Below are 26,629 nucleotides of genomic sequence, written 5' to 3'. Positions count from 1 at the left end.
GTCAAGCAGCGCCCGCTCAGTCCTGAAGCGCCCCGCCAGACCCGCAGAAAAAGAAGGGCCCGGGGAATTCTTTCTCCGGCCCTCCCTTCCCCCCAAGCAGCGCCTCCCGCCGCCTCAGGCCGGCCGGGCGCTCATGGTCAGGACGTCGTACTGGGCGACAGTGTCGCCGTCCTGGTTGAACACTTCCGCATCCCAGCGCACTTCGCCGTATTCCGGCATGCGGGCGGAGCGCTTGGTCTTCACCGTCAGGCGGACGCGGATGCTGTCCCCGGGCGAGACGGGCTTCAGGAAGCGCAGCCGTTCCAGCCCGTAATTCGCCAGCAGCGGGCCGGGCGCGGGGTCGACGAACAGCCCGGCGGCGAAGGAGAGGATCAGGTAGCCATGGGCCACGCGGCCCGGGAAGAACGGGTTCGCCTTGGCGGCGTCCTCATCCATATGGGCGTAGAAGGTATCTCCGGTGAAGTGGGCGAAATGCTCAATGTCTTCCAGGGTGATGACGCGGGAAGGCGTTTCCACCGTGTCGCCCACGGCGATCTTGTCGAAATTCTTGCGGAAGGGGTGCGGGGCTTCGCTGCGGATCGGCGCGCCGGGGCCCCAGGTCCTGGTCAGGGCGGAGAGCTTGGCGGGCGAGCCCTGCAGCGCCGTACGCTGCATGTAGTGATACACGCCGCGCAGCCCACCCATTTCCTCACCGCCGCCGGCACGGCCGGGGCCCCCATGCACCAGGGATGGCAGGGGCGAGCCATGGCCGGTGGCTTCCTTGGCGCTGTCACGGTCCAGCAGGTACAGGCGGCCGTGGAAGGGGGCGAGGCCCATCACCAGTTCCTCGGTGACGGCCGGGTCGTAGGAGAAGGCGGAGGCGACGAGGCTGCCCTCTCCCCGCTGGGCCAGGTCGATCGCCTGATCCAGCCCGTCAAAGGGCAGCAGGGTGGCGACGGGGCCGAAGGCCTCGACGTGATGCACCCGCTCGGCCCGGATCGGGTCGGCGCAATGCAGCAGCACGGGGGAAAGGAAGGCGCCCTTCTCGGCATCCGCATCCGCGACGGTGCAGTGCAGCGGGTCGCCGAAGGCGATCTCGGCCTCGGTGGCCAGGCGCGCGATACTCTCGCGCACGTCACGGCGCTGCTGCTGGCTGGCCAGCGGGCCCATGCCCACCGCCTCGCTGCGCGGATTGCCGATCGTCAGCTTGCCGAGCCGCGCCGCCAGCGCGTCCCGCACCGCTTCCAGCCGCGCGCGCGGCACGATGACACGGCGGATCGCGGTGCATTTCTGCCCGGCCTTGGAGGTCATTTCCCGCATGACTTCCTTGACGAACAGATCGAATTCCGGGCTCTCCGGCGTAACATCGGGGCCGAGGATGGCGGCGTTCAGCGAATCCCGCTCCGCGATGAAGCGCACCGCGTTGCGGGAGATGGTGGCATGGTCGCGCAACTTGCCGGACGTGGTAGCCGAGCCGGTGAAGGAGACGACGTCCTGCCCGGTCAGGTGGTCCAGCAGATCGCCGGTGGAGCCGGCGACGAATTGCAACGCGCCCGGCGGCAGGATGCCGGATTCGATGATCATCGCCACCATGGCATGCGCCAGATAGGCGGTGGAGGTCGCCGGCTTGGTGATGACCGGCACGCCGGCCAGCAGGGTCGGCGCCAGCTTCTCCAGCATGCCCCAGCAGGGGAAGTTGAAGGCGTTCACATGGACGGCCACGCCGTGCAGCGGCGTCAGGATATGCGCGCCGACGAAGCTGCCGTGCTTGGACAGCGGCTCGAATGCTCCATCCAGCACGAAGCGCTCGCTCGGCAATTCCTTGCGACCGCGGGAGGCATAGGCGAACAGCGTGCCGATGCCGCCGTCGATGTCCACCCAGCTATCCCGCTTGGTGGCGCCGGTGTCGTAGGACAGCTCGTAGAGCGCCGCCTTGCGCTCGGTCAGGTACACCGCCAGGCGCTTCAGCAGCTCCGCGCGCTGGTGGAAGTTCAGGGAGCGGAGCGCAGGGCCACCGACCTGCCGCGCATGCCGCACCATGGCGCCGAAATCCACACCCTCGCTGGAAGCCAGGGCGACCACGCGGCCATCGACGGCACTGGGGATCTCGACCGCATCGCGGCCGGCCCCGATCCAGCGATTGGCCGAGTAGCTTTGCAGTGTCAGCGCCATGGTGTTCCCATCCTGTGTCTTTGGGTCAGCCGGGCGTCGCGCGCCCGCGCTGCCATTCCTTGAAGGTGCTGTTGTTCTCGGCCAGTTCCCGCAGCAGGGGCGCGGGCTCCGCACCGCTGCCACCGGCCTGGGCGGCGGCCTCCACCTCGGCCAGCACCGGCCCCAGGCCGCGCTGGTCGGCGGCGAAGAGCGGCCCGCCCTTCAGGCGCGGGAAGCCGTAGCCATTGGTGAAGACCAGGTCGATGTCGGATGGCCGCAGGCTGATGCCCTCGGCCACGATCTTGGCGCCTTCATTCGCCATCACGGCCAGAAGCCGATTCTGGATCTCTTCCGCCGTGAAGCTGCGCGGGGTGATGCCGGCGGCCGCGCGTTCGGCGGCGATGATGGCGTCGACAGCCGGGTCGGGCTGCGCCTTGCCGCCGGCATAGTCGTACCAGCCGGCACCAGTCTTGCGGCCCAGCCGCCCGGCCTCGCACAGCTTGTCAGGAATGGTGACGTAGCGTTCGCCGGGCGGGCGGGTGGCGGCGCGGCGCTTGCGCATGGCCCAGGCGATATCCAACCCCGACATGTCGCCGACGGCGAAGATGCCCATGGCGAAGCCGTAGGCCTCCATCGCCGCATCCACCTCGCGCGGGCTGGCGCCATCGGCCACCAGATACTCGGCGTGGCGGCGGTAGGCCGCGTAGATGCGGTTGCCGATGAAGCCCTCGCACACGCCGGAAACGATCGGCAGCTTGCCGAGCTTCTTGCCGAAGGCGATGCCGGTGGCCAGCACGTCCGGCGCCGTCTTGGCGCAGCGCACCACTTCCAGCAGCTTCATGATGTTGGCAGGGGCGAAGAAGTGCAGCCCCAGCACGTCCTGCGGCCGGCTGGTGAAGCCGGCGATGGCATCGGGGTCCAGGTAGGAGGTGTTGGTCGCCAGCACGGCGCCCGGCTTCGCGGCGGCATCAATGCGGCCGAAGATATCGGCCTTGACGCCCATTTCCTCGAACGCGGCCTCGATGATCAGGTCGGCCTCCGCCAGCACGTTCCAGTCGTGCACGGGGGTGATGCGCCCCAGGCGCTCGGCGGCCACGGCCTCGGTCAACCGGCCGCTTTTGGCCTGCTTGCCGTAGGTATCGCGCAGCCGCGCGGCGCAGGCTTCGGCGGCGTCCGCGTCGCGCTCCACGACATGCACCAGCAGCCCGGCATCGGCCACGGCCACGGCGATGCCGCTGCCCATGGTGCCGCCGCCGATCACCGCCACGCGCTCCACCTTGCGGGGCGCGACGCCTTCCAGGCCAGGCACGCGGGATGCCTCCCGCTCCGCCAGGAACAGGTGACGCAGCGCGGCGGCTTCCGGGCTGGCCCGCAGCGGCAGGAACATCTCCCGCTCCCGCCGCACGCCTTCGGGGAAGGCCAGCCCGGCCGTCTCCCGCAACAGCATGGCCACGGCGGCGACAGCGGGCACGCCCTTCGCCTGCTTCACCGCCGCCTGGGCCGCCGCTTCCTCCGCCGCCTCGTCGCGCGGCGGCATGGGCAGGACGGAGACGCGGCGCTTGGCGGCCAGCGGTGCCCTGCGGATCGCCTCCGCCAGCAGATCGCCTTCCACCACCTCGTCAAGGATGCCAAGCGCCACCGCGTCCGGCGCCTTCAGCACCTTGGCCTGGCCGATCAGCTCGATCGCTTTGGCGGTACCGACCAACCGCAGCAGACGCTGCGTGCCGCCGGAGCCGGGGATGATGCCCAGCCGCGTTTCTACCAGGCCGACACTCGCCTTCGGCGCCGCCAGCCGCAGGTCGCAGGCCAGGGCGATTTCCAGCCCGCCGCCCAGGGCCACGCCATCGATAGCGGCCACCACCGGCTGCGGGATGGCCTCCAGCGCCGCCACCACGTCCGGCAACACCGGCTCATCCGGCGGCAGGTCCATTTCCTTGATGTCGGCGCCGGCGATGAAGCGCCCGGCCCCGCCATGCAGCACGACGGCTTGCACCGACGCATCCGCCGCCAGCCGCCGCGCCGCTTCCAGCAGCCCCTGCCGCACGGGGCGGGACAATGCATTCACAGGGGCGTAGCTGACCTGCACCACCGCCACGCCGCCTTGGCGCGTGATCGAGACGGCCGGGTTGCCGGTGTTGTCCATGTGTCTGCTTCCTCTCCGTAGGTTTGGACACAGGTTCGGTGCTTGTCCCCTGCTTGGCAAGATGCTGCACCTGCACACAGGCTTTGCATCCAGCCGCACGAAATTATTTGACCGTCCGGACGGTCAATGCAAGGAATAATGCGCCGCCCGCTTGCGGCCTTGCGGAAAAGCCATCCATGGTCGGCCGCGAGACATGGGAGGAAACGGGATGGAACAGGTCCTGAAGGTCGAGAAGCGTGATGGCTGGCACAAGCTGGTGCTCAACCGGCCGGAGAAGCTGAATTCCTTCAACGAGGCCCTGCACGCCGCGCTCTACGCCGCGCTGGGCGAGGCTACGGACGCCGCCGATTGCCGCGCCATCCTGCTGACCGGTGAAGGCCGTGGCTTCTGCGCCGGCCAGGATCTGGGCGACCGCAAGCCCGGGGAGGCCCCCGATCTCGGCAACACGCTGGAGCGTTTCTACAACCCGCTGGTGCGCCGCATCCGCGCCCTGCCGAAGCCGGTGGTCTGCGCCGTCAACGGCGTGGCGGCCGGCGCGGGCGCCAACCTGGCCCTGGCCTGCGACATCGTGCTGGCGGCGAAATCGGCCAGGTTCATCCAGTCCTTCTCCAAGATCGCGCTGGTGCCGGATTCCGGCGGCACCTTCATGCTGCCGCGTCTGATCGGCGAAGCGCGCGCCAAGGCGCTGATGTTCTCCGCCGAGCCGCTGCCCGCCACCACCGCCGCCGAATGGGGCATGATCTGGCAGGCAGTGGACGACGACCGGCTGACCCTGGAAGCCGAGAACCTGACCGCACGGCTGGCCGCGCAATCCACCGAAGGCCTCGCCCGCATCAAGCAGGCGCTGGAAGCCTCACACGGTAACACGCTGGACGCGCAGCTGGACCTGGAACGTGACCTGCAGCGCAGCGCCGGCCGCTCCGCCGACTATGCCGAGGGTGTACGCGCCTTCATGGAAAAACGGCCGCCCCGCTTCGGCCAAAAATCCGAGTAAAACCAAGCAAGACTGAACAAAGAAGACGGAGGAAACCAACACCATGAGCGCAGCTTCCCTGCAGCACCCCCCCGTCTTCTCGGCGGTGGAACACGCATCGCGCGAGGATATCCGCGCCCTTCAACGCGACCGCATGGCGAAGATCCTGCGCCATGCCTACGACAACGTCCCCCACTACAAGCGCAGCTTCGACGCGGCGGGCGTCCACCCGGATGACTTCCGGGAGTTGGAGGACATCGCCAGGTTCCCCTTCACGGTGAAGTCCGATCTGCGGGACAACTACCCCTTCGGCCTGCTGGCGGTGCCGCAGGAGAAGATCGCCCGCATCCACGGTTCTTCCGGCACCACCGGCAAGCCCATCGTCGTCGGCTACACCCAGGGCGACATCGACAACTGGGCCGAGCTGATGGCCCGCAGCATCCACGCCGCCGGCGGCCGGCCCGGCATGAAGCTGCACAACGCCTATGGCTACGGCCTGTTCACCGGCGGCCTCGGCGCCCATTACGGGGCGGAACGGCTGGGCTGCACCGTCATCCCCATGTCCGGCGGCATGACCGAGCGGCAAGTGCAGCTGATCAACGACTTCAAGCCGGAGATCATCATGGTCACGCCCAGCTACATGCTGGCGCTGATGGATGAATTCCGCCGCCAGGGGCTGGACCCACGCCAGTCCTCGCTGAAAATCGGCATCTTCGGCGCCGAGCCGTGGACCAACGCGATGCGCCATGAGATCGAACAGGCCTTCGACATGCAGGCCGTCGATATTTACGGCCTGTCCGAAGTCATGGGCCCCGGCGTCGCGCAGGAATGCGTCGAGACGAAGGACGGTCTGCACATCTGGGAAGACCATTTCTACCCCGAGGTGATCGACCCCCAGACCGGCGCCGTGCTGCCGGATGGCGAACTGGGCGAGCTGGTCTTCACCACCCTGACCAAGGAAGGCCAGCCCGTCATCCGCTACCGCACGCGGGACCTGACGCGCCTGCTGCCCGGCACCGCCCGCCCCGGCATGCGCCGGATGGAGAAAGTGACCGGCCGCTCCGACGACATGATCATCCTGCGCGGCGTAAACGTCTTTCCCTCCCAGATCGAGGAAGCCCTGCTGGCGCAGGATTGGTGCAGCGGCCACTTCCAGATCCGCCTGACAACCGAAGGGCGGATGGATTGCATGACCATCCACACCGAATGCCACGCCGGCCTGTGGGACGGCGAAGGCCTGCCGCGCGAGGCCAGGCTGTTGGTCGAGCAGATCAAGAATACCATCGGCATCACTACCAAGGTGATCATCGAACAGCCCGGCGGCGTCGAACGCTCCATGGGCAAGATGCGCCGGGTGGTGGATCAGCGGCCCAAGGGCTGAGTGGCCTGCAGGGGAAGCAAGGTTGAAGGCCGGGGAAGGAATTCCCCGGACCCCTTCTTTTTTCTGCGAGTTTCGCGAAGCGCTGCAGAGATGAGAGCAAACGCTGCTTGATGATATTTATCATGGGCCGTGCGGGCTGAACCGTCAGTCGCCGGAGGTCTAGGACCTCCGGCGCACCCAGCCGGCTCTCAAGCAAGCCCTCTTAACAGCCCCACCCGAAACTCGAAAAAAGAAAAGAAGGGGTCCGAGGGAATTCCTTCCCCGGCCTTCCTCTCCCCCAACGCCCTAGCGGAACGGCAACGCGGTAATCTCCGCTTCCATCCCGGCTTCGGCGGTGCCCAGCACGGTCAGCGCGTCGTTCTCCGGCACCACCTGCTCCAGCCGGATGCTGGGGCGGGTCAGGGTGACGCGCAGGCCGTGGGTCAGGTTGGGGTCGGCCAGGCGCTGGCGAAGGGCGGAGACGGCGCCGTCCATGACGTCCTTCAGGTCGTACACTGCCACGTCGCGCAGCATGTCGCGGATTTGCTGCTCGAACAGGATGGTGGCGAGGGACCAGGTGACGCTGTCCAGGTTGCGGGAGAAGCGCAGGTCGGTCAGGCCGACCCGCGTGCCGCCCTGGCTCAGCACGGGGCGGGCGGAGAAGACCACCTGGCCGGTAGTGTCCGGCCAAGGGTCGGGCATGCGGACATCGAAGGTCACCGCCATCGCGATCGCAGGGGCACTGGGGTAGAGGAAGATTTGCTTCACCCGCAGCTGCACGGTGCCGAGCGGCGTGACGAAGGGGATGTCCCGCCCGCCGAACTCGCCCATCAGCCAGTCCCGCACCATGTCGTAGCCGGCGCGGATGGGCAGGGAGAGGCGGAGCCGGCCATCGCGGTCGGACCATCGCTCCGGCAGGGCGTGCAGCGCCGGCAGGGTGGTGGGCGGCCCCAGCCTGGGGCGGGTGGAGGCCATGGTGGTGCGGGCGCGCAGCCCCAGCATCATCCGCAAACTGCGCGGTTCCACCGTGACCTCGGACAGGCCGATGGATTGCGGCTGGAAGCCGACATAGAGCGGCGGCGCGGCCGGCAGTTGTACCTCGATGCTGCGGGGCTGCCACAGGGCCAGCGCCTGTTCGCGGATGACGGAGCAGGGCAGCAGCGCCTGCAGTTGGTCCGGCAACCCGCGCAGCGCGGTTTCCACCTGCGCCTTCACCCGTTCCTCGATACCGACCCAGACGCCGCCGACGACTTCCAGCCGCGGCGTGCGCGTCCAGCCATAGTGGACGACGATGCCGACCGAGGGGCACCAGCGGTTATCGGCGCCGATGTCGAAATCCACCGCCACCTCGGCGGCGGCGTCGATATTCTTCTCGCCGAGACCGAGGAAGCTGGCCAGGCCGCCCCCCAGGCCGACCGTGCCGTTCACCGCCATGCCGGCGCGGGCACGCAGCTTGCCGTCGGCCTCGGACAGGGTGAAGTTGCCGGTGCGGCGGATGGTGATGTCGTAGCGGCTGGCGGCGCCGTCCTGGCTGGTCTGGCGGAACTCGGCGGGCAGGGCGCGGTCCGCCGCCTGGCGTAGCAGTTCCAGTGGCAGGTTCAGCCGGAGCATCACCGCGCTTTCCTGCTCCGGTAGCGTCAGCTGTGCCGCGCGGCGCTCAGGGTCGCTGGAGAGCAGGGCCTCCCGCGCTTCCAGCCACAGGGCCGCGTAGATGCCGGCGGCGATGAGCAAGCCTGCCCCCACCCCCCACCGGAACCACCGCCGCCACCGCCAGATCCACGCCCATATCCGCCGCATGCGGCGCAGCATAGCCGCAGAGGTCCAGCCGGCGCAGCAGGGGCGAGGCTTCACGTTTGGATGGGCGGCCCGACCCCGGTGCGCGGGAGGAAGGGAACCCTGGGTCGGCCCGCCCCGCTGGCGCTATGGGTAGCCGGGGCCGCCGTCCCGGTCCTCACATCTGATCGTAGTCGATCACCACGTGCTCACTGGTCAGGCGGGCCTGGCAGGTCAGCACGAAGCCGGCCTTGGTCTCCCACGGCTCCAGCGAGTAGTTCACCTCCATCTCCACGCTGCCCTCCACCACCTTGGCGCGGCAGGTGCTGCACATGCCGCCCTTGCAGGCATAGGGAAGGTCCAGCCCGGCGCGCAGGGCGGCGTCCAGGATGGCCTCGCCCTCCGCCACCTTCACGTCCCGCCGATTGCCATCGACGATCAGGGAGGCCATGCGATGCGCCGCCCCGGCTTCCGCCACGCTGGGCACCGGCCGCGGCCGCGGCTTGCCGCCCAGGGCGGAGACGAAGCGCTCGATATGCACGCGGTCCTCCGGCACGCCCATCTCGCGCAGCGTGGCGTCGATATCGTCGCTCATGCCGGTGGGGCCGCAGACGAAGATGTGGTCCACCTGCTCGGCCGGTACGATGTGGCGCAGCAGCACCCGCACCTTCTCGCCATCCAGGCGGCCGTTCAGGATCGGGATGTCCTGTTCCTCCTGGGACAGCACATGGAAGACGGAAAGCCGGCCGAGGAAGCGGTCCTTCAGCTCCTCCAGCTGTTCCCGGAACAGCATCTCGCCACCGGAGCGGTTGCCGTAGAACAGGAAGAAGCGGCTCTCCTTCTCCCGCGCCAGAATGCCACGCGCAATGGAGAGGATCGGCGTGATGCCGGACCCCGCCGCGAAGCCGACATGGAGGCGCGCCTGCCCGGCGGCATGCGCCACGCCGAAGCGGCCCGTCGGCGTCATCACATCCAGCTCATCGCCCGCATGCAGCGCCGTATTGGCCCAGGTGGAAAACGCGCCGCCATCCACCTGCTTTACCGCGATGCGCAGTTCCCCATCATCCGGGCCGGAGCAGATGGAATAGGAACGGCGGACTTCCTCATCCTCCAGCGTCGTACGCAGCGTCAGGTACTGGCCGGGCTGGAAGGCATAAAGTTCCCGCATCTCCGCCGGCACCTCGAAGGCGATGGAGACGGCATCGCGCGTCTCCCGCTTCAGGTCGGCGATGCGCAAGCGGTGGAAGCGCGGGGTGCTGGTCGTCGTGGTCGCGGACATGGCCGTTCCCGTCAGGGCTGAATGGGGTGTGGCGCCACGAGGGCGGGGCGGAAGGCCGGGGGAAAAATTCTCCGGACCCCTTTTCCTTTTTCGAGTTTTGGCTGGCGTGGCTGTTGGAGAGCCTGGCCGGTTTGAGACACGGCCGGTTCGCGCCGGAGGTCTAGGACCTCCGGCGACGGAGTGTTCAGCCCGCGTGGCCCATTGATAAAATCATCATGGCGCCTGCGCCTGCTTCGGGCCGCAACGGCAAACTCGCAGACAAAAAGAAGGGGTCCGGGGAATTCTTCCCCCGGCCTTCCTCCCACCGAAACCGCAGAAGCCCCCCGCCTCAGTGGCATTTGAAATAATCGAAAGGCTCGCGGCAGCTTTCGCACCGCCACAGTGCCTTGCACGAGGTGGAGCCGAACTCCGCCAACTGGTGCGTCTGCGTCGAGCCGCATTGCGGGCAGGCGACGACGTCCTGGCCAAACAGCGCGCGGCGGCCAGTGCCTGGCTGCGGTGGGGCAACACCGTATTCGCGCAGCTTGCGGCGGCCTTCCTCGGTCATCCAGTCGGTGGTCCAGGCGGGGGCCAGTACGGTCCGCACCTCCTTATCCTCGATCCCGGCGCGGGAGAGCGCCAGGTCGATCTCCACCGCGATCATGTTCATCGCCGGGCAGCCGGAATAGGTGGGGGTGATGTCCACGCGGACATGCCCGCCCTGCACCGTCACGTCCCGCAGCACGCCCAGATCGGCGATGGTCAGTACCGGGATCTCCGGGTCCACCACCGTGCTCGCGGCCTCGATGGCCTTCCGCCGCAGCACTTCGTCGCCCAGTCCGTTATCGAGCTGGGTCATGCCGTTCACCAAGTGGCGCCGGGAATGGCGCGGGGCACGGATTGCATCACCGCCAGCAGGTGGCCCAGATGCTCGCTGTGGCGGCCGCTGCGGCCGCCCTGCTGCATCCATCCGGCTGCCGGCTTTTCCAACGTCGCCTCGGCCAGGATATCGCTGACGGTCTTGTCCCAGGCATCGCGGAAACCGGCGGGGTCCAGCACGGTGCCGGCATCGACCAGCGCGCGCTCGGCCGCGTCGGCCTCGAACATCTCGCCGGTATAGGGCCAGAGATAGGCCACGGCATCGGCGGCGCGGCGGTGGCTTTCCTCCGTGCCATCGCCCAGGCGGATCACCCATTCGGCGGAGTGGCGCAGATGGTAGGCGGTCTCTTTCTCCGACTTCGCGGCGATCGCCGCCAGGGTCGGGTCAGGCGAGGCCATCATGGCGCGCCAGTACAGGTCGGCGAAGGCGGCGTAGAAGAACTGCCGCAGGATGGTGCGGGCGAAGTCGCCATTCGGCAGCTCGGCCAGCAGCAGGTTGCGGTATTGCGGGGCATCGCGGTGGAAGGCGAAGTCGTCCTCGGTATGGCCCGCCGCCTCCATCTCGGCCGCGTAGCTGTAGAGGGAGCGCGCCTGCCCCAGCAGGTCCAGGCCAATATTCGCCAGCGCCATGTCCTCCTCCAGCGCCGGCGCATGCCCGCACCATTCGGAGAGGCGGTGCCCCAGCACCAGCGCGTCATCGGCGCGGCGCAGCGCGTACAGTACCAGCGGCGTCTCGACGACGCGGATCGATGTCGTGGTCATGCGCCGGCCCTTACATGTGCCCGACTTCGTCGGGCACCTCGTAGAAGGTCGGGTGGCGATAGATCTTGCTCTCGGCGGGCTCGAACATCATGCCCTTCTCGCCGGGGTCGGAGGCGGTGATGGCATTGGACGGCACCACCCAGATCGAGAGCCCCTCCCCCCGCCGCGTATAGACATCCCGCGCTGCCTGCAGCGCCAGCGTGGCGTCCGCCGCGTGCAGGGAACCGACATGCTTGTGCGCCAGGCCGTTGCGGCTGCGGATGAACACCTCCCACAGCGGGGTGACGGTCTTGTTGGTCTGCGTGGACATCGGTGTTTCCTCAGGCCGCCTGGCGGGCGCGGCGCTTCCCGGCATAGGCCAGCGCGGCTTCCCGCACCCAGGCGCCTTCGTCATGCGCCTTGTTGCGCGCGGCCAGGCGGTCCCGGTTGCAGGGGCCGTTGCCGGCCAGGATCTGCTTGAACTCGGCCCAGTCGATCTCGCCATAGGCCCAGTGGCCCTTGCTGGCGTCGCCGCTCTCATCAGGCACGAAGCGCAGGTCAGGGTCCGGCAGCGTCAGGCCGAGATACTCCGCCTGCGGCACCGTGGCATCGACGAATTTCTGCCGCAGCTCGTCGTTGGAGAAGCGCTTGATCTTCCACCGGGTGGACTGGTCCGAATGCTGGCTGCTGGCATCCGGCGGGCCGAACATCATCAGGCAGGGCCACCACCAGCGGTTCAGCGCCTCCTGCGCCATCGCCTTCTGCTCTGGCGTGCCGCGGCACAGCGTCAACATGATCTCGTAGCCCTGGCGCTGGTGGAAGCTCTCCTCCTTGCACACGCGGATCATGGCGCGGGCATAGGGGCCATAGGAACAACGGCAGAGCGGGATCTGGTTCATGATGGCGGCGCCATCCACCAGCCAGCCGATCGCGCCCATATCCGCCCAGGTCAGCGTCGGATAGTTGAAGATGGAGGAATACTTGGCGCGGCCGCTGAGCAGCTGCTCCGTCAGTTCCTCCCGCGTCACGCCCAGCGTCTCGGCGGCGGCATAGAGATACAGGCCGTGGCCGCATTCATCCTGCACCTTGGCCAGCAACGCGGCCTTGCGGCGGAGGGAGGGCGCGCGGGTAATCCAGTTCCCCTCCGGCAGCATGCCGACGATCTCGGAATGCGCGTGCTGGGAGATCTGGCGGACCAGCGTCTTGCGGTAGGCGGCCGGCATCCAGTCATTGGCCTCGATGCGCTCCTCGGCATCGACGCGCGCCTGGAAGCGGGCTTCCTGCTCCAGTTCCTCGGCCGGACGAATGGCAGGGGCATCGTCACGGGCGTTGAGCGCCTGGGTGTACATGGCCGTCCTCCTGGACCGTCGGGGATGGGTCCTTAGCGGGAAATATAAAACATTTTCTCCGCAATCCAAGAAAAATCGGTAACGCTTTACGGCCCGGGGAAGCGGGCGGCCAAGCCCGCGCCAGCCGCTGGCAAGGGACCCTCGGCCCTGACCGCATGGGCATCCAGCCACGCCTCGGATGCCGGCATCAGGCCCCGGTACAGCGAGGCGCAGAGGCTGCGCGCCGCATCCCCGGCCCAGGCCGCCGGCAGCAGGCCGCGCGGCAAAGGCGGGTGGCGCAGCACGGCGCGGCGGTATTCATGGATGAGCAGCACCCGCGCCACCAGGGCATCCAGCCCCGCCAGGGCGTGGCCCTGCTCCAACCAGCGTGCCAGCGGGGCGAAGGCGGCGACGAAGTGGTGATAGCTCTCCGCCAGTTCCTCCAGCGGCCAGCATTGCGCCGCCAGCCGCCGGGCGTCCTCCTGGCTGGCATCGGCCAGGACGGTGATGGCATCTGCCGCAGCCGCGGGCACCTTCACGCCCTCCGGCGCCATCCACAGCCCCGGCTGCGCCTGGCCGAAGCCGGCCTGCAACAGGGCGGCCCGAGCCTCGCCCCTATCCGCCAGCACCAGCCGGAAGCGTGGCAGAGAGTTGGCCGGCTGGGCGCCGTAGATCCGGGCGGCGGCCTCCGCGAAGGTCGCCTCCCCTTTCGCGGCCAGCTGGTAGAAGCTGTTGCGGCCCTGGCGCCGGCGTTCCAGCCAGCCATCGGCCGAGAGGCGGGACATCGCCGTCCGCACCGCCCCTTCGGCCACGCCCATACCCTGGAAGATCTCGGTCAGCGTCGCCAGGCTGATGGCGCCGCCACGCGGCACGACCGCATCGCCGAACACCGTGATGACGACCGACCAGGTGCGGGAGGGAGCATTGTTCAGATGGCGCAGGATGTCCTGCAGCGGCGCGGCGGTCATGCGCCTGTTCTAATGCGGGATCGCCCAGGGTGGAATCACCCCAAGACACGGACCACGCCGACGAACCGCAAGGTGCGGGCATCTCCGCTGCACCGGCCATGCTTTGGACCCTCGCTAGCACCGCACTGCCGCCCCGCTTGTTTGACCGTCCGACCGGTGAATGACACGCTGCCCGGACGGAGGACCAAGAATGACCCAGCACGCCCCCCTTCCCCCCGGCCCGGACGCCGCCGCGCCCGAGGCGCCCGACCCCCAGGCGCGGGCCGAAGCCGCTTCGGCGGCGATGTGGCGGAACGACGCCGCATCCCAAGGCCTCGGCCTGACCCTGCTGCGCGTCGCCCCGGGCGAGGCCGACATGTCCATGACGGTCGAGCCACGCATGCTGAACGGCTATGGCGCCTGTCATGGCGGCTTTCTCTTCGCCCTGGCTGACAGCACCTTCGCCTTCGCCTGCAACAGCTTCAACCGGCGCACCGTCGCCCAGGCCTGCGGCATCACCTATCTGCGCCCCGGCCGCGCCGGCAGCGTGCTGACGGCCCAGGCCCGCCTCTCCGCCCAATCCGGCCGCAGCGGCATCTACGACGTCCGCATCACCGATGCGGAGGGCGAGGTCGTGGCACTGTTCCAGGGCCAATCGCGCGAGATCGGCGGCAGCGTCACCGACTGAACCGTGGCGGCAGCCGCCTCACGGCTTCGATGACGCCTCCGCCGCCGTAGGGCCGCGTCCTTCCATGGAGCGCGTTCTTTCCAACCAGACCATGCCCCGCACCTTCTTCCGGCTCCGCAACTCGGTGATGTCACCCGCGGCGATCACGCTCTAACCTTCGCCGCAGACAGCCAATGGCGGCCAGGCCGGCGCGCCGACAGGGAAGGACACGCAGATGGACCTCGGCATGCAGGGTTGGCGGGCGGTGGTAACCGGCGGCTCAAAGGGCATCGGCCTGGCGGCGGCACGGGCGCTGGCGGCCGAAGGGTGCAGCCTGCTGCTGGTGGCGCGAGACCCCGCCACGCTGGATGCCGCCGCCAGCACCCTGCGCGGCGAATACCAGGTGGCGGTGCAGACCCTGCCGGCGGACCTGTCGCGGGAGGAAGAAGTGCAGCGCCTGGCCGATGCGGTGGGCGAGCTGGACCTGCTGGTCAACAATGCCGGTGCCATCCCGCCCGGCACGCTGCAGCAGGTGGAGAACGACCGCTGGCGGCAGGCGTGGGACCTGAAGGTCTTCGGCTTCATCTCGCTGACCCGCGCCCTGTACCCGCGCATGGCGGCCCGGGGGCGCGGCGTCATCGTCAACGTCATCGGCGCCGCCGGCGAGAAATTCCCCACCGCCTACATCGCCGGCGCCAGCGGCAACGCGGCGCTGATGGCCTTCACCCGCGCGCTGGGACGTGGCAGCCACAAGGACGGGCTGCGCGTCGTCGGCATCAATCCCGGCCCGGTGGCGACGGACCGGCAGACCATGCTGGCGCGCCACTGGGCCGAGACCACGCTGGGCGATGCCGAGCGCTGGCAGGAGATGTTCCAGGACATGCCCTTCGCCCGCCCGGCGCACCCGGCGGAGATCGGCGATGCCATCGCCTTCCTGGCCAGCCCGCGCTCCGGCTACACCTCCGGCACGGTGCTGACGATCGACGGCGGCGGCTGACGACTGCTCCACGCGCCTGCTGACCGAGGGCGCGGCCGGATTTGCCATTCCAACGTGCAAAGGGCGGGGCCAGGACATCTGACCAACATGGCTGTCGCGTATGCGCCGCCCCCGACGCCGCTGAGACAGCCTTTCAGGCGTCAGCCAGCCCGGCCTCCAGCGCCAGCACGGCGAAGCTGGCCAGCCAGTGCTCGCCCATATAATCGCCGCTCAGATGCGGCAGGCCGGCGGCCAGGTGCCGGGCGGCGGCGTCATCCAGCAGCGGCCACCGGGCATCGCCGGCCGGCAGGGCCGCCGCCAGCGCGTTCCAGCACCAGGCCCGGCTGAGATTGAGCCCGTCCAGATGCGCAATCTTGCCATCGCTGCGGTCCGTCACCGTGGCGGGCTGGAACAGCGTCGCGGGCTCGGCCCGCGCCAGGCGGGGCAGGAAGCGGTCGAACCATGGCAGGAACCGCGCTGGCGGCAGCAGGCGGCGCATGCACTCGGCCTCGATCAGCGCGGAGGACTGGAAGTCGTCGCCGCCGGGCTCGCCCCAGGCGGGGCAGTCGGTATCCTGGCCGTACCAGCGCAGCGCGGTCTCCCGCAGCAGCGCCATAAGCGCATCATCCTGGGTGGCGCTGGCGAAATCGGCCGCCATGCGCAGGCCGAAGGCCGTGTTGAAATGGGTGCCGACCCGCACCGGATAGGTCGCCACCGGCAGGAAGCCGCGGAAGCGGTCGGCGAAGATCGCCGCCAACGGTGCCAATGCTTCGGCCCAGCGGGGTTCCGGCAGCGCGCGCAACTCCGTCGCCAGCTTCAGCATCCAGGCCCAGCCATAGGGGCGCTTGAAGCCGAGCTCGCCCGGATCGGCCAGGTAGGCGCATTCCACGGCGATGGACGCGGCCACCAGCCGCCGGTCGAACAACGCGCGGATCTCGCCGGCGCGCGCCATGCGCGGGAAGCGCCGCAGCAGCCGCGCCAGCATCCAGTAGCTGTGCACGCAGGAATGCCAGTCATAGCTGCCGTAGAACACCGGATGTAGTTCGGACGGCGTGCGGACATGCTGCGGCCCGGCCATGGTCTGGTCCGGTCTGTTGGGCCATTCCCGCTCCACATGGCCCAGGGCGATGGCGGCGTAGCTGTTGGCGATGTCTTCGGTCAGGGTCGGGCGCATTGTGGTCCTCACGGCATCGGCCAGCGCGGCATCAGCCCCGATTGTGTCCCCCAGCGCGGCGCCGATGACAAGGAGGCCGCATCTTCCCCCATGAAAACGGCGCCGGAGGTTTCCCCCCGGCGCCGCTGGTCGTCCTGGTTTGTGGCTCTGGCCGCCGGCTCAGGCCGGGGCCTGGCCCTCGCCCGTCACCCAGTGGTTCACCCGGGCGGCGTGGTCGGCGATGTACTTGTCCACCGCCTTGGCATAGTCGGTGTCCTGCGCATCCAGCATGCCGCTTTCCAGCTCGGCCAGCGGCAGGTTCAGGCGCTTCAGGAAGGCGTCGGCCTGGGCGTGTTCGGCACCGAAGCCCTTGCGGGCGATGCCCACCACGCGCTCCTCCGCGCCCAACGCACCCTCGGGGTCGGCCAGGTAGCGCAGGTCGTACTTGCCGAACATCCAATGCGGGCTCCAGGCCGTGGCGACGATCCAGCGCTCGCCACGGATGGCGCGGTCCACCGTGGTCAGCATGGCGGCCTCGCTGGATTCCTGCAGCGTGTAGTCCAGCCCGTACTTCTTGACTGCTTCGTTGGAGAGGCGCGTCAGGCCCGCACCCGGCTCGATGCCCTGGATGCGGCCGCTGAGCTTGCTGCGCACCTCAGGCTTCGCCAGGTCGGCGATGGAGGCCACCTCGCTCTCCGGCACGTAGGACGGCACGACCCAGCCCAGCTTGGCGCCGGTGTAGAGCGGGCCGAGCTCCTCGACCTTGCCTTCCACGCGCTTCCAGTAATCCGCATGGGTCTGCGGCAGCCAGGCCATCAGCATCACGTCCACATCGCCACGGGTGATGCCCTGGTACAGCGGCGCCACGTCGGTCTGCACCAGCTCCACCTTGGTGTTCAGCCGGGTCTCGATCAGCTTGGCCGCCAGCTTGGTGACGAATTCCGCATCCGCCCAGGGGGCGAAGCCGATCTTGATGGTCTTGCCGGACTGCGCCAGCGCCGGCTTGAACAGGCCGGTGGAGGAAAGGGCGAGGCCGGCGGACAGGCCGAGGAAAGCGCGCTTGTTGAGCAGCATTGTGGCTCCTTTATTCTTCGAACTGCAGAACGCCGCCACCAGGGGCCAACGGGCCCGGGCGACGGTCATGCGTTGGGCTGGAACGCCGGGGCGTGGCCCCGGCGTGGATCGGCGGTATGCGCCGCGTTCAGCTGCCGCGGATGGCGGGCTGCGCCATGGGCTGGCCGGCGGGCTCGGCGGCCGGCTTCGCGGCCCGGCTGGCGAAGAGCTGGCGCAGGCTGAAGCCGGCACCCTTCTGGCCGAAGCTCTGGGTCAGGCGGTCCAACAGCACGGCGAGCACGACGACGGCCAGGCCGCCCTCGAAGCCGGTGCCGACATCCAGGCGCTGGATACCCGTCAGCACCGTGTTGCCCAGGCCACCGGCGCCGATCATGGACGCGATGACGACCATGGAGAGCGACAGCATGATGGTCTGGTTGATGCCGGCCATGATGGAGGGCAGCGCGTTCGGGATCTGCACCTTCACCAGCAGCTGCGTCGGCGTGCAGCCGAAGGCCTGGCCGGCCTCGATGAATTCCGCATGCACCTGGCGGATGCCCAGATTGGTCAGGCGCACCACCGGCGGCATGGAGAAGATGACCGTGGCGATGGTGCCCGGCACCGCGCCCAGGCCGAAGAACATGGCGGCGGGGATCAGGTACACGAAGGCCGGCATGGTCTGCATCAGGTCCAGCACCGGACGCAGCGCCAGCTGCATCCACGCGCTGCGCGCCATGCCGATGCCGAGCGGCACGCCGATGACGATGGCGACCACGGTGGCGGCCAGCACCAGGGACAGCGTCTCCATCGTGCGGTCCCACAACCCCATGCTGACGATCAGCAGCAGGGAGGCGACGGCGAAGATGGCGAACTTCCACCCCACGCGCCACAGCGCCAGCAGGGCGATGAGCGCGATGGCGACGGCGGCGGGCAGGCTGGTCAGCGCACCCTGGATGCCGTCGGTGACAAAGCCGATGGCGGCGGAGATCGCATCCAGCACCGGCATGAAGTGGTCCAACACGTAGTTGACCACGGCATCGGCGCCATCGCCGATGCCCAGGTTATAATCCTGCATGTTCATCTGCCCCTTAGTTGCCCGAGCGATCCAGCGACATCAGCAGCGCTGACTTGCTGATCGAGCCCAGGTAACGGCGGTTGTCGTCGATGACGGGAACCGGGAAGGCGCTCTGCGCCACGCGGCCCATGACGTCGGAGAGGGTCTCGGCGGCGCCGATCGGCTCCACATCCGTCAGGAAGGCACGGTGATACGGGTCTGCATCGCCATTGCGGGCGGCGCGGGAAAGCGATTCGGCGCTGACCATGCCGTGATACTTCTTGTCCCGCCCGACGACGATGGCGATGTCGCGGTCATGCCGGCGCATCCGCTCCAGCGCCGAGGCGACGGCCTGGCCCTTGCGCTCGATCAGCGTCACCTGCGTCTCCCGCGCGATGTCGCCGGCGCGGAACACCTGGGAGACATCGACATTGCGGAAGAACGAGCGGACGTAGTCATTCGCCGGGTTCATCACGATCTCGTCCGGCGTGCCGACCTGCACGACGACGCCGTGCTGCATGATGGCGATGCGGTCGCCGATGCGCATGGCCTCGTCCAGGTCATGGCTGACGAAGACGATGGTGCGGCTCTGCTCGGATTGCAGGCGCAGCAGCTCGTCCTGCATCTCGGTGCGGATCAGCGGGTCGAGGGCGGAGAACGCCTCATCCATCAGCAGCACGGTGGGCTCGCTCGCCAAGGCGCGCGCGAGGCCGACACGCTGCTTCATGCCGCCCGAGAGCTGGTCCGGCCGGCTGTCCGCATAGGCGCCGAGGCCGACGCCCTGCAGGGCCGCCAGCGCCTTCTGGCGCCGCTCGGCTTCCGGCACCCCGGCCACTTCCAGGCCGAAGGCAGCGTTTTCCAGCACCGTGCGGTTGGGCAGCAGGGCAAAGGATTGGAAGACCATGCTCATGTCACGGCGGCGGAGCTCGGTCAGCTCCTGCTTGGACATCTTGGTCACGTCCTGGCCATCGACCAGGATCTCCCCCGCGCTGGCTTCGATGAGCCGGTTGATCAGGCGCAGGAGGGTGGATTTGCCGGAGCCCGAGAGCCCCATGATGACGAAGATCTCGCCGGCATGAATATCGAAGGTCGCGTTGTTGACGCCGACCGTGCATCCGGTCTCGGCGTGAATCTCGTCTTTGCTGCGACCGTCATGGACCATCTGAACGGCGGCTTCGGGGTTGCTGCCGAACACCTTGAAGACGTTGCGGAGCGCAATCTTCGGCTGGGGTTCAACGGCGGCATCACCGGTCGTCGGGTTCGCAATTTCCATTGTTGAATATGGTCTGCCGTCCGCCGGGCGGGGGCACACACCTCCATCTGTTTCGATCCAAAGACGACGATACGGAACGACGCCAAGCAGGGGCCAGCGGCTGCGCTGTCCTGCCATATTTTTGACGTAATCCTGTGCCGACGCCTGCTTTGTTGCGGTGCTTCTAGAACATCGTTTTTCCGATGTCCAGTCTAATGTGATGAAATTCCCGACACGCAAGCCCACAAGGAAGAATTTCTTGCGGCAACTTGTCCATTTCCAGCACTTCCGATGAATACATGAAGATCGATAAACACATCACGCATCGGCATTGGTTTCCCTACCTACAGGTTTTTGAAACCAAGCCCCTGCCAATTCTTGTCAGCAAGGCCCCGATTCATCAGCAGAGACGTGGCCACAACGAATTTCTGCCAGATATTCTCTGCAGGCGCCGGCAGCGCCCAAGGCGCAGCCGGTGGCCGCAAGGGCCCATGCAGACCCGCCGTTACTGTGTCGGTGTCGCCGTCCTGGAAGATCGAGCATCACTCGGCTTCGAACAGCAACGCCACTGGCATCGCGCCGTGCCCCTGCCCCTTCCCAATGCCGCGTTCCCGCTGGGCACCACCGCGCCGGCACCAGGCCCGCGCCGGCAGCCTCCCGGCTCAGGCGCCCAGCGGCGGCACGCGGTTCCGCGGGCTGACTGCGGCGGGGCCGCTCAGTTCAGTTCGGCCGAACCGATGACATGCCGGCCGGGGCGTGCCGCGATGGCCGCGTCCAGCATCGCGCGGGCGATCCGCCCTGCGGGGTTGATCCGCAGGCGCCTCGGCAGCACCGGCGCCAACGCGCTTAGCACCAGGCTCGCCACGCGCTCGCCGGGCCGGGCCTGCTGGCGCTGCCCGCCGATCAGCCCCGGGCGCGCGAGAACGAGGCTGCGGTAGCCAAGCGCGCCCAGCTCCCGCTCCAGCTCCCCCTTCACGCGGTTGTAGAAGAAGCGCGAGGACGGGTCCGCCCCCATGGCCGAGTTCAGCACATAGCATTCCGCCCCGTGGCGGAGTGCCAGCCGGCCGACCGCCAGCGGGTAGTCCTTGTCCACCCGGCTGAACGCCTCGCGCGAACCGGCGGCGCGTATCGTGGTCCCCAGGGCGCAGATCACCGCATCGGCGCCCCACCACGCTGCGTCCTCCGGCAGCCGCTCGAAATCCACGATCGGTGCCACCAGCTTCGGATGCTCCGGCAGCGGGCGGCGCGCCAGGGCCACGACCTGGATGACCCGTGGGTCGGCCAGCGCGAGCTCCAGGACATGCTGCCCGACCAGCCCGGTCGAACCCACCAGCAATAATTTCATCGCACGAGGATTCCTTCGGTTCCGATGCCAACGGGGGCAGCGCGCCATCCCGCCAGTCGGCAATCATGCGCCGGCGACAAGGCCGCGCTGCGCCATGCGGTTTGCAACATTGCAGTCCAGGCGAGGCTAGGCCTTATTCGACGCATTGCGCCAGCCGCCCCTGCCTCCGCATGCATCGGCCATGCCAGTCCTATCGCTTCGGCCAGGCCCAGCGTGGCGCATCCAGCTCCGGCACAACCGTCTCGCCGAGTTCCTTGTGCAGCTTGACCTGTTCGGCATCGCCCTCGATCCGCAAAGCCTCGATCAGGTCCTGGTTATGGCTGACGACCACGATCTGGCAGCGGCGCGATGCCGCCGCCAGAAGGCGCGCGAGAGGCGGCATCAGGGAGGGATGCAGGCTCGCCTCCGGCTCGTTCAACACCATCAGATCCGGTGGCCGGGGCGAGAGCAGCGCGGCCAGCAGCAGCAGGTAGCGCAGCGTGCCGTCGGACAGCTCGGCCACGCCCAGCGGGCGCAGCAATCCGTGCTGGTGCAGCAGCAGGCCGGGGCCGCCATTCCCTGCCCCGATCTCCAGCCGCGCACCCGGGAAGGCGTGCTCCACCGCGTCCTCCAGCGCCGCCACGTCGCCAATGGCCTGGATGGTGGCGATCGCGGCGGCGAGGTCGGCGCCGTCACCAGCCAGCACCGGGGTGTAGGTCATCACCTGCGGGCGCCGCGCGGGGGCCTCCGGATCGGTGCGCAGCGCGTCGTAGAAACGCCAGTTCCGCATCCGCTCCCGCGTGCTGAAGAGCTCGGCTCCGTCATCCGGGTCGGCGCAATGCGTCACCATGGAGTCGAACGGCGACAGGTTGGTCATCACCTCGCGCCAGGTCCCATCGCTGGCCCGGCGCAGCCGCACGAGGGGGCCATGGCGCTCGGCGAAGCGGTTGGCGCGGCCGAGCATCGGGCCGGTCCACATCGTCTCCAGCTTGATCGCGGGGTCGAGCGGGAACGGGTGGCCCGGGCTCGGCAGGCCCAGGTCGATGGCATAGCCGTACTCGTCGCCGGCGAAGCCCAACCGCAGGCTGACCGGGCCCTTCCGCACCGTCCCCTGCACCGGATGCAGCCCGGCGCGCACGCTGTGCCCGATGGTCTGCGGGCCGGCCCAGAGCGTCGAGGACAGGCCGCCCTCGGCCGCCAGCGTGCCGACGAGGCGGCCCTGCGCCGCCTCCGCCAGCAGGCGCAGCGCGCGGTAGAGGCTGCTCTTGCCACTGCCATTGGCGCCCGTGACGATCGTCAGGCGCCCAACCGGCACCACCAGTTCGCGGAGCGAGCGATAGCCGCTGACGGCCAGCGTAGTGATCAATCCATGTTCCTTCCGCGGCCTTGCCGGCACCGCACCAGGCGCCGGCGCCAATGATGCCACGCGGCGCCTGATGGCGCACCGGCACCCCGCCCGGGAAGACGCCCAGCGGCCACATCAGACTGCCTCGGGGCCGACCGCCAGCGGCCCCGGTTGCTGCGGCGGAAGGCGCAGCCTATGGTCGCGGCAGGGCCGACGCTGCCCGCCGCTCGCCCCCGCAAGGGGATGGTGAAAGCGTCATCACATCTCCGCGCCGCATCTCCTTCCCCGAGGGCGAATGCGTCAGCAACGCGAGCCCTGACGACCATTTGCCCAACCCGAGGAAGACCATGCGTTCCCATCTTGAGCCTAAGGCCATGGCGAAGGCCCTGCGCGCCGCGTTGCAGGAGCGCCAGATCCCGATCACGCACGGGGCGGCGCTGGACATCGTGGCGGCCCAACACGGCGTCGCCAACTGGAACATCCTGGCGGCGGAGAACGCGCCCGCCACGGACGGCATTCGTTTCAGCCAGACCTGCCCCATCCTGCGCATCTTCGACGAGACGATCGCCAGGGAGTTCTATCTGGGCTTCCTTGGCTTCCAGCTGGATTGGGAACATCGCTTCGGCGACAACTTCCCGCTCTACGCCCAGGTCTCCCGCGCGGGGTTGACCTTGCATCTCAGCGGCCATCATGGGGACGCGACGCCGGGCTCCACAGTGTTCGTGCGGATGCAGGGGATCGGGGCCTACCAACAGGAACTTGCAGGCCGGAACTACAAGCACGGCAAGCCGGGCGTGGAGGACGAAGCCTGGGGCCTGGTGATGACGGTGACGGACCCGTTCAGCAACCGCATCCGCTTCTGCCAGGACAAGCCGGGCGGATGAAGCCGCCGGGCGGGCCTGGCTCGCCCCATGTCTGCCCTGGGCCCCCGCCACCCCTTGGGCGGCGCGGCGCCCGTGGCCAGTGTAGAGACATCAGGCCACGCGCACCGGCTCGCCGCCGACGCCGCTAAAACCCCTGCCGGTAGCCCTATCGCTCGCTGTCCTCAGCCGCGATGTCATCCAACAGCGCACCGAGCAGTTGGATGCCACGGTCGATGGTCCGCTTGTCGAGGCCGGCATAGCCGATCACCAGCCCCGCGACGCCGGGCCGGTCCGGCGGCGCGGCGGCGGCATAAAGCGGACTCACCGGATACAGGCCGATCCCCGCCGCCCGGGCCCGGGCGATCAGCGCATCCTCCCGCCCCTGCGGCACCTGGTTCAGCCAGGCGACGACATGCAGCCCGGCATCGGCGCCGACCACGCTCACCGCATCGCCCAGGCGGGTGGAGAGTGCCGCCAGCAGGCCGGCGCGGCGCTCGGCGTTCCGGCGGCGAACGCGGCGGACATGCCGCTCATAGGCGCCGCTCTCGATGAGGTCCGCCAGCGCTTCCTGCTCCAGCCCCGGCGCATGCCGGTCCGCCAGACGCTTGGCCTTGGCGAAGGAATTGGCGAGCCCCGCCGGGACGACGAGATAGCCAAGACGCAGAGTGGGCGAGAGCGTCTTGGACACCGTGCCGAGATAGATGACCCGCCCGGCCTCATCCAGCGCCTGGAGCGGCGGGACGGGCGCGATGTCGAAGCGGTACTCGCTGTCGTAATCGTCCTCCACCACATAGGCAGCACTGCGCCGTGCCCAGGCAAGCAACTCCCGGCGCCGACCGGCCGACATCACCACGCCCAGCGGAAACTGGTGCGAGGGCGTGACATAGGCGAGCCGCGCCTCACCGGGCAGGCCATCGGTCCGCATCCCCTCCCGGTCCACCGGCGCGGGCATGATCTCCGAGCCCAGCGCCAGGAAGACCTGGCGCGCAAGGCTGTAGCCAGGGTCCTCCATAACCGCCTGCTGGCCAGGGTCGAGCAGCAGGCGCGCGCAGAGATCCAGCCCCTGCTGCGAGCCGTTGACCACGATGATCTGCTCCACCGCGCAGCGCAGGCCCCGCGCACGCCATAGATAGCCCTGCAAGGCGATGCGGAGGCGGGAAGCACCGCAGGGATCGTCGTAGCGCAGGCGCGGCTGGCGGTGCAGGATGGCCCGTGTGACCGCTTTTCTCCAGGCAAGGACAGGGAAATCCGCCGACGACAGGTCCCCATAGCGGAAATCCGCCACCAGAGGATTCACGTCGATCGCAAGTGGCAACGCGAAACTTTCCAAACGCCGCCCGAAGGCCGAGAGTCGCGCGGTGCCTCCCGGAAGGGCGGGCGCCTCCGCCGCCGGTGACTCCTGTCGGCCGAGGCCCTGCGCCACACGTGCCCGGGCACCCTGCCGCGTCTCCACATAGCCTTCCGCCAGGAGCTGTTCGTAGGCGGCCGTCACCGTGGTGCGGGACACGCCCCACTCCGCCGCCAGAGCGCGGGTGGAAGGCAGCAGCGCACCGGGGCCGATCATACCGGCGGTGATCTGGTCCTTGATGGCATCGCAGATCCGCCGGGTGGTTCGCGCCTGTGCCGGGGCACCGGATGCCATGGCGAAACTGGCCCTTTCATTTCGCGGGAAACTGGATGTTTCTTCTGGGCCAAAGCGCAGGCACGGTCCAGCCCGATCGAGGAGCCCCTGCCCCATGTATGTCCCGCCCGCCTTCCATGAGGACGACCTTGCCGCCGTGCACGCGACTATGCGGGAAGCCCGCCTGGCCAACCTCGTCACCGCCACTGCCGAGGGGCTGGTGGCCACGCCGCTGCCGCTGTTCCTGGCGCCGGAGGAAGGCCCGCACGGCACGCTGTATGGGCACCTGGCGCGTGCGAACCCGCAGTGGAAGCAGCCGTCCACAGGCGACGCCATGGCCCTGTTCATGGGGCCGGACGCCTATGTCAGCCCCACCTGGTACCCGTCCAAGCTGGAGCACCACAAGGTGGTGCCGACCTGGAACTACGTCGCGGTCCACGCCTATGGCCCGGTGGAATTCTTCGAGGATGCGGACCGGCTGCTCGACATCGTCACGCGCCTGACCAACCTGCACGAACAATCCCGCCCCAGGCCGTGGGCGGTGACCGATGCGCCGGAGAACTTCATCCGCGCCCAGCTTCGCGGCATCATCGGCCTGCGGCTGCCGATCACGCGGCTGGAGGGTAAGCGCAAGATGAGCCAGAACCGCTCCGAGGCCGACCGCCAGGGCGTCGCCGCCGGGCTGGCCGGGAGTGACCGGGCCTCCGAGCGCGACGCGGCGAAGCTGATCCCGGTCTGAGCCTCGTGGGGTCCGAACAGGAACCCTCTTCCCGCCACGCACGGCGCATTTTCTCGCTAGTACATGAGGCAACAAGCTCCTGTTCGAGAAGCGCCTGATGACGGCAAGAGTCAGTTGGACGAAAGTGTCCGCGATACCCGAGCCATGCTGAGCCCTGGATCAAGCTACAGGATCAACACCGAGGCAGTGGTGGGGTCATTGCAGCGTAAAGTCCGCCCGACAAGATACGGCGGATAGTGACTGTCGCTCAGCCAAAGTAATTTGGCCAAGAATTGGTAGCTTCATGGGTAATCCCATGTAAATGCGCTTCGACCTGGCGCCCGTCCAATGCGGATAACACAAAAGAGTCAAGGCCGGCAGGGCCACCGCGTGGTTAGCTAAGTTTTCGGAAAAGGCAAGCAGCCTATAACAACGGAAGACGAAGTATAGCTAATTACATTGCTGATTTCATGAGTCGAAAAACGAGCGGCTGAAGCGCTCCGGCCATCTTACGATAACCTTCTTCCGAAAGATGCACGTCGTCTCTAAAGAAATCTTCGCGCACCTGATCAGGATAACGTGCCAGATCGGCGCCAATATCGGCATAAACCACGTTTATGCCATCTGCCTGCGTTGATAGCCGCTGATTTGTCTCAGCAATGAGCCGCGAGGTCCGTTCGTCAGTGGAACGGCGAGGAAGTAAGCCTAAGGTCAGAACCACCGTCTTCGGAGAACGTTCTCGGATCAATCTGACTATTGCGCTGATGCCGCTAGCCAGATCTTCGGATCTGCTAGTGGAACCCAGGTTATTCGTCCCTATGAGAACGACTGCGACGCTGGGTCTTAAAGCATCCGATCCGACACCCCATTGACCGTGAACCAGGCGCCATAGAAGACTTTCGATGCGGTCTCCGGCTAAGCCCAAATTCACGGCGCCAAGCGAAGCAAAATTTTCGTTCCAGATATCGTTCGGCCATTCGCGAGTGATGGAATCGCCAAGAAACACGACTCGCACGCGTGAGGGATCAGCCTGAGACCTAATTCGGTTTGTAGCTTCGAGGCGAGCTCGCC

Annotated in this window: 23 protein-coding genes; 6 read left to right on the top strand and 17 right to left on the bottom strand. The window is 68.2% G+C overall.

Annotation, left to right across the window (positions count from 1 at the left end; translation table 11 throughout):
• Positions 1-114 precede the first annotated feature (114 nt).
• Positions 115-2,151, bottom strand: coding sequence for a phenylacetic acid degradation bifunctional protein PaaZ (gene paaZ, locus IBL26_RS15420; protein ID WP_187785393.1), 2,037 nt, complete (start codon positions 2,149-2,151; stop codon positions 115-117).
• A gap of 25 nt (positions 2,152-2,176) precedes the next feature.
• Positions 2,177-4,273 carry a 3-hydroxyacyl-CoA dehydrogenase NAD-binding domain-containing protein gene (locus IBL26_RS15415; RefSeq protein ID WP_187785392.1) on the bottom strand — a complete coding sequence of 699 codons (2,097 nt, stop codon included), beginning with the start codon at positions 4,271-4,273 and terminating at the stop codon, positions 2,177-2,179.
• 208 nt (positions 4,274-4,481) lie between these two features.
• Between IBL26_RS15415 and paaG the strand changes: the two genes are divergently transcribed.
• Positions 4,482-5,267, top strand: coding sequence for a 2-(1,2-epoxy-1,2-dihydrophenyl)acetyl-CoA isomerase PaaG (gene paaG, locus IBL26_RS15410; RefSeq protein WP_187785391.1), 786 nt, complete (start codon positions 4,482-4,484; stop codon positions 5,265-5,267).
• Positions 5,268-5,310: 43 nt separating this feature from the next.
• Positions 5,311-6,627 carry a phenylacetate--CoA ligase PaaK gene (gene paaK / locus IBL26_RS15405; RefSeq protein ID WP_187785390.1) on the top strand — a complete coding sequence of 439 codons (1,317 nt, stop codon included), beginning with the start codon at positions 5,311-5,313 and terminating at the stop codon, positions 6,625-6,627.
• 285 nt (positions 6,628-6,912) lie between these two features.
• Here paaK and IBL26_RS15400 read toward each other — a convergent pair whose 3' ends face one another.
• The 7 genes from IBL26_RS15400 to paaX all read right to left on the bottom strand — a co-directional run bounded on the left by IBL26_RS15400 (position 6,913) and on the right by paaX (position 13,553).
• On the bottom strand, positions 6,913-8,337 hold the full coding sequence (locus IBL26_RS15400) for a DUF4403 family protein (protein ID WP_241749426.1): 1,425 nt from the start codon (positions 8,335-8,337) through the stop codon (positions 6,913-6,915).
• A 220-nt stretch (positions 8,338-8,557) separates the two neighbouring features.
• Positions 8,558-9,658 carry a 1,2-phenylacetyl-CoA epoxidase subunit PaaE gene (gene paaE / locus IBL26_RS15395; RefSeq protein WP_187785389.1) on the bottom strand — a complete coding sequence of 367 codons (1,101 nt, stop codon included), beginning with the start codon at positions 9,656-9,658 and terminating at the stop codon, positions 8,558-8,560.
• Between the two features lie 328 nt (positions 9,659-9,986).
• Positions 9,987-10,496 (bottom strand): 1,2-phenylacetyl-CoA epoxidase subunit PaaD, encoded by a 510-nt coding sequence (gene paaD / locus IBL26_RS15390; protein WP_187785388.1) that lies wholly within the window; start codon positions 10,494-10,496, stop codon positions 9,987-9,989.
• Positions 10,497-10,501: 5 nt separating this feature from the next.
• On the bottom strand, positions 10,502-11,278 hold the full coding sequence (gene paaC / locus IBL26_RS15385) for a 1,2-phenylacetyl-CoA epoxidase subunit PaaC (RefSeq protein ID WP_187785387.1): 777 nt from the start codon (positions 11,276-11,278) through the stop codon (positions 10,502-10,504).
• A 10-nt stretch (positions 11,279-11,288) separates the two neighbouring features.
• Positions 11,289-11,588: a 1,2-phenylacetyl-CoA epoxidase subunit PaaB gene (gene paaB / locus IBL26_RS15380; protein WP_187785386.1), complete on the bottom strand. Its 300-nt coding sequence runs from the start codon at positions 11,586-11,588 to the stop codon at positions 11,289-11,291.
• 10 nt (positions 11,589-11,598) lie between these two features.
• A complete protein-coding gene (paaA, locus tag IBL26_RS15375; protein ID WP_187785385.1) occupies positions 11,599-12,606 on the bottom strand; it encodes a 1,2-phenylacetyl-CoA epoxidase subunit PaaA in 1,008 nt (335 codons plus the stop codon).
• An 86-nt stretch (positions 12,607-12,692) separates the two neighbouring features.
• Positions 12,693-13,553: a phenylacetic acid degradation operon negative regulatory protein PaaX gene (gene paaX, locus IBL26_RS15370; RefSeq protein WP_187785384.1), complete on the bottom strand. Its 861-nt coding sequence runs from the start codon at positions 13,551-13,553 to the stop codon at positions 12,693-12,695.
• A gap of 190 nt (positions 13,554-13,743) precedes the next feature.
• On the opposite strand from paaX, the gene paaI reads away from it, so the two are divergent.
• Together paaI and IBL26_RS15360 are read left to right on the top strand one after the other, a co-directional pair.
• Positions 13,744-14,220: a hydroxyphenylacetyl-CoA thioesterase PaaI gene (paaI, locus tag IBL26_RS15365; RefSeq protein ID WP_187785383.1), complete on the top strand. Its 477-nt coding sequence runs from the start codon at positions 13,744-13,746 to the stop codon at positions 14,218-14,220.
• A gap of 214 nt (positions 14,221-14,434) precedes the next feature.
• The gene (locus tag IBL26_RS15360) at positions 14,435-15,196 is read left to right on the top strand and encodes a short-chain dehydrogenase/reductase (protein WP_187785382.1); all 762 of its coding nucleotides are present in this window, start codon (positions 14,435-14,437) and stop codon (positions 15,194-15,196) included.
• A 133-nt stretch (positions 15,197-15,329) separates the two neighbouring features.
• Here the strand turns inward: IBL26_RS15360 and IBL26_RS15355 are convergent, their stop codons facing one another.
• The 6 genes from IBL26_RS15355 to IBL26_RS15330 form a co-directional block, all read right to left on the bottom strand.
• Complete coding sequence (locus IBL26_RS15355; protein ID WP_187785381.1) at positions 15,330-16,349, bottom strand: DUF2891 domain-containing protein; 1,020 nt, start codon at positions 16,347-16,349, stop codon at positions 15,330-15,332.
• A 159-nt stretch (positions 16,350-16,508) separates the two neighbouring features.
• Positions 16,509-17,402: a glycine betaine ABC transporter substrate-binding protein gene (locus IBL26_RS15350; RefSeq protein WP_187785380.1), complete on the bottom strand. Its 894-nt coding sequence runs from the start codon at positions 17,400-17,402 to the stop codon at positions 16,509-16,511.
• Between the two features lie 127 nt (positions 17,403-17,529).
• Positions 17,530-18,456 (bottom strand): ABC transporter permease, encoded by a 927-nt coding sequence (locus IBL26_RS15345; RefSeq protein WP_187785379.1) that lies wholly within the window; start codon positions 18,454-18,456, stop codon positions 17,530-17,532.
• Between the two features lie 13 nt (positions 18,457-18,469).
• A complete protein-coding gene (gene proV, locus IBL26_RS15340) occupies positions 18,470-19,708 on the bottom strand; it encodes a glycine betaine/L-proline ABC transporter ATP-binding protein ProV (RefSeq protein WP_187785378.1) in 1,239 nt (412 codons plus the stop codon).
• Positions 19,709-20,402: 694 nt separating this feature from the next.
• Positions 20,403-21,032 carry a Rossmann-fold NAD(P)-binding domain-containing protein gene (locus IBL26_RS15335; RefSeq protein ID WP_187785377.1) on the bottom strand — a complete coding sequence of 210 codons (630 nt, stop codon included), beginning with the start codon at positions 21,030-21,032 and terminating at the stop codon, positions 20,403-20,405.
• Positions 21,033-21,222: 190 nt separating this feature from the next.
• Positions 21,223-22,377, bottom strand: a complete 1,155-nt coding sequence (locus tag IBL26_RS15330) for an AAA family ATPase (RefSeq protein WP_187785376.1) — start codon at positions 22,375-22,377, stop codon at positions 21,223-21,225.
• Positions 22,378-22,703: 326 nt separating this feature from the next.
• On the opposite strand from IBL26_RS15330, the gene IBL26_RS25560 reads away from it, so the two are divergent.
• Positions 22,704-23,240, top strand: coding sequence for a glyoxalase superfamily protein (locus IBL26_RS25560; RefSeq protein WP_187785375.1), 537 nt, complete (start codon positions 22,704-22,706; stop codon positions 23,238-23,240).
• 145 nt (positions 23,241-23,385) lie between these two features.
• On the opposite strand, the gene pdxR is transcribed toward IBL26_RS25560, so the two are convergent.
• A complete protein-coding gene (gene pdxR / locus IBL26_RS15320) occupies positions 23,386-24,861 on the bottom strand; it encodes a MocR-like pyridoxine biosynthesis transcription factor PdxR (protein ID WP_187785374.1) in 1,476 nt (491 codons plus the stop codon).
• A 94-nt stretch (positions 24,862-24,955) separates the two neighbouring features.
• Between pdxR and IBL26_RS15315 the strand changes: the two genes are divergently transcribed.
• Complete coding sequence (locus IBL26_RS15315) at positions 24,956-25,579, top strand: FMN-binding negative transcriptional regulator (protein ID WP_187785373.1); 624 nt, start codon at positions 24,956-24,958, stop codon at positions 25,577-25,579.
• Positions 25,580-26,012: 433 nt separating this feature from the next.
• On the opposite strand, the gene IBL26_RS15310 is transcribed toward IBL26_RS15315, so the two are convergent.
• On the bottom strand, positions 26,013-26,573 hold the full coding sequence (locus IBL26_RS15310; RefSeq protein ID WP_187785372.1) for a GDSL-type esterase/lipase family protein: 561 nt from the start codon (positions 26,571-26,573) through the stop codon (positions 26,013-26,015).
• Between the last annotated feature and the right edge of the window lie 56 nt (positions 26,574-26,629).

The organism is Teichococcus aerophilus (genome assembly GCF_014490485.1).
GTDB lineage: Bacteria > Pseudomonadota > Alphaproteobacteria > Acetobacterales > Acetobacteraceae > Pseudoroseomonas > Pseudoroseomonas aerophila.
Note: the sequence above shows the minus strand (reverse complement) of the source record. Positions and strands in the feature narration are given on the sequence as shown.

Excerpts from the sequence above, each read along its gene's own strand:
- IBL26_RS15350 (WP_187785380.1), bottom strand. The coding sequence starts at position 17,402 with ATGCTGCTCAACAAGCGCGCTTTCCTCGGCCTGTCCGCCGGCCTCGCC.
- paaC (WP_187785387.1), bottom strand. The coding sequence starts at position 11,278 with ATGACCACGACATCGATCCGCGTCGTCGAGACGCCGCTGGTACTGTAC.
- paaI (WP_187785383.1), top strand. The coding sequence starts at position 13,744 with ATGACCCAGCACGCCCCCCTTCCCCCCGGCCCGGACGCCGCCGCGCCC.
- IBL26_RS15415 (WP_187785392.1), bottom strand. The coding sequence starts at position 4,273 with ATGGACAACACCGGCAACCCGGCCGTCTCGATCACGCGCCAAGGCGGC.
- paaA (WP_187785385.1), bottom strand. The coding sequence starts at position 12,606 with ATGTACACCCAGGCGCTCAACGCCCGTGACGATGCCCCTGCCATTCGT.
- paaK (WP_187785390.1), top strand. The coding sequence starts at position 5,311 with ATGAGCGCAGCTTCCCTGCAGCACCCCCCCGTCTTCTCGGCGGTGGAA.
- IBL26_RS15360 (WP_187785382.1), top strand. The coding sequence starts at position 14,435 with ATGGACCTCGGCATGCAGGGTTGGCGGGCGGTGGTAACCGGCGGCTCA.
- IBL26_RS25560 (WP_187785375.1), top strand. The coding sequence starts at position 22,704 with ATGCGTTCCCATCTTGAGCCTAAGGCCATGGCGAAGGCCCTGCGCGCC.
- proV (WP_187785378.1), bottom strand. The coding sequence starts at position 19,708 with ATGGAAATTGCGAACCCGACGACCGGTGATGCCGCCGTTGAACCCCAG.
- paaZ (WP_187785393.1), bottom strand. The coding sequence starts at position 2,151 with ATGGCGCTGACACTGCAAAGCTACTCGGCCAATCGCTGGATCGGGGCC.
- paaE (WP_187785389.1), bottom strand. The coding sequence starts at position 9,658 with ATGTCCGCGACCACGACGACCAGCACCCCGCGCTTCCACCGCTTGCGC.
- IBL26_RS15345 (WP_187785379.1), bottom strand. The coding sequence starts at position 18,456 with ATGCAGGATTATAACCTGGGCATCGGCGATGGCGCCGATGCCGTGGTC.
- paaD (WP_187785388.1), bottom strand. The coding sequence starts at position 10,496 with ATGACCCAGCTCGATAACGGACTGGGCGACGAAGTGCTGCGGCGGAAG.
- IBL26_RS15335 (WP_187785377.1), bottom strand. The coding sequence starts at position 21,032 with ATGAAATTATTGCTGGTGGGTTCGACCGGGCTGGTCGGGCAGCATGTC.
- IBL26_RS15355 (WP_187785381.1), bottom strand. The coding sequence starts at position 16,349 with ATGCGCCCGACCCTGACCGAAGACATCGCCAACAGCTACGCCGCCATC.
- paaG (WP_187785391.1), top strand. The coding sequence starts at position 4,482 with ATGGAACAGGTCCTGAAGGTCGAGAAGCGTGATGGCTGGCACAAGCTG.
- paaB (WP_187785386.1), bottom strand. The coding sequence starts at position 11,588 with ATGTCCACGCAGACCAACAAGACCGTCACCCCGCTGTGGGAGGTGTTC.
- IBL26_RS15315 (WP_187785373.1), top strand. The coding sequence starts at position 24,956 with ATGTATGTCCCGCCCGCCTTCCATGAGGACGACCTTGCCGCCGTGCAC.
- paaX (WP_187785384.1), bottom strand. The coding sequence starts at position 13,553 with ATGACCGCCGCGCCGCTGCAGGACATCCTGCGCCATCTGAACAATGCT.
- pdxR (WP_187785374.1), bottom strand. The coding sequence starts at position 24,861 with ATGGCATCCGGTGCCCCGGCACAGGCGCGAACCACCCGGCGGATCTGC.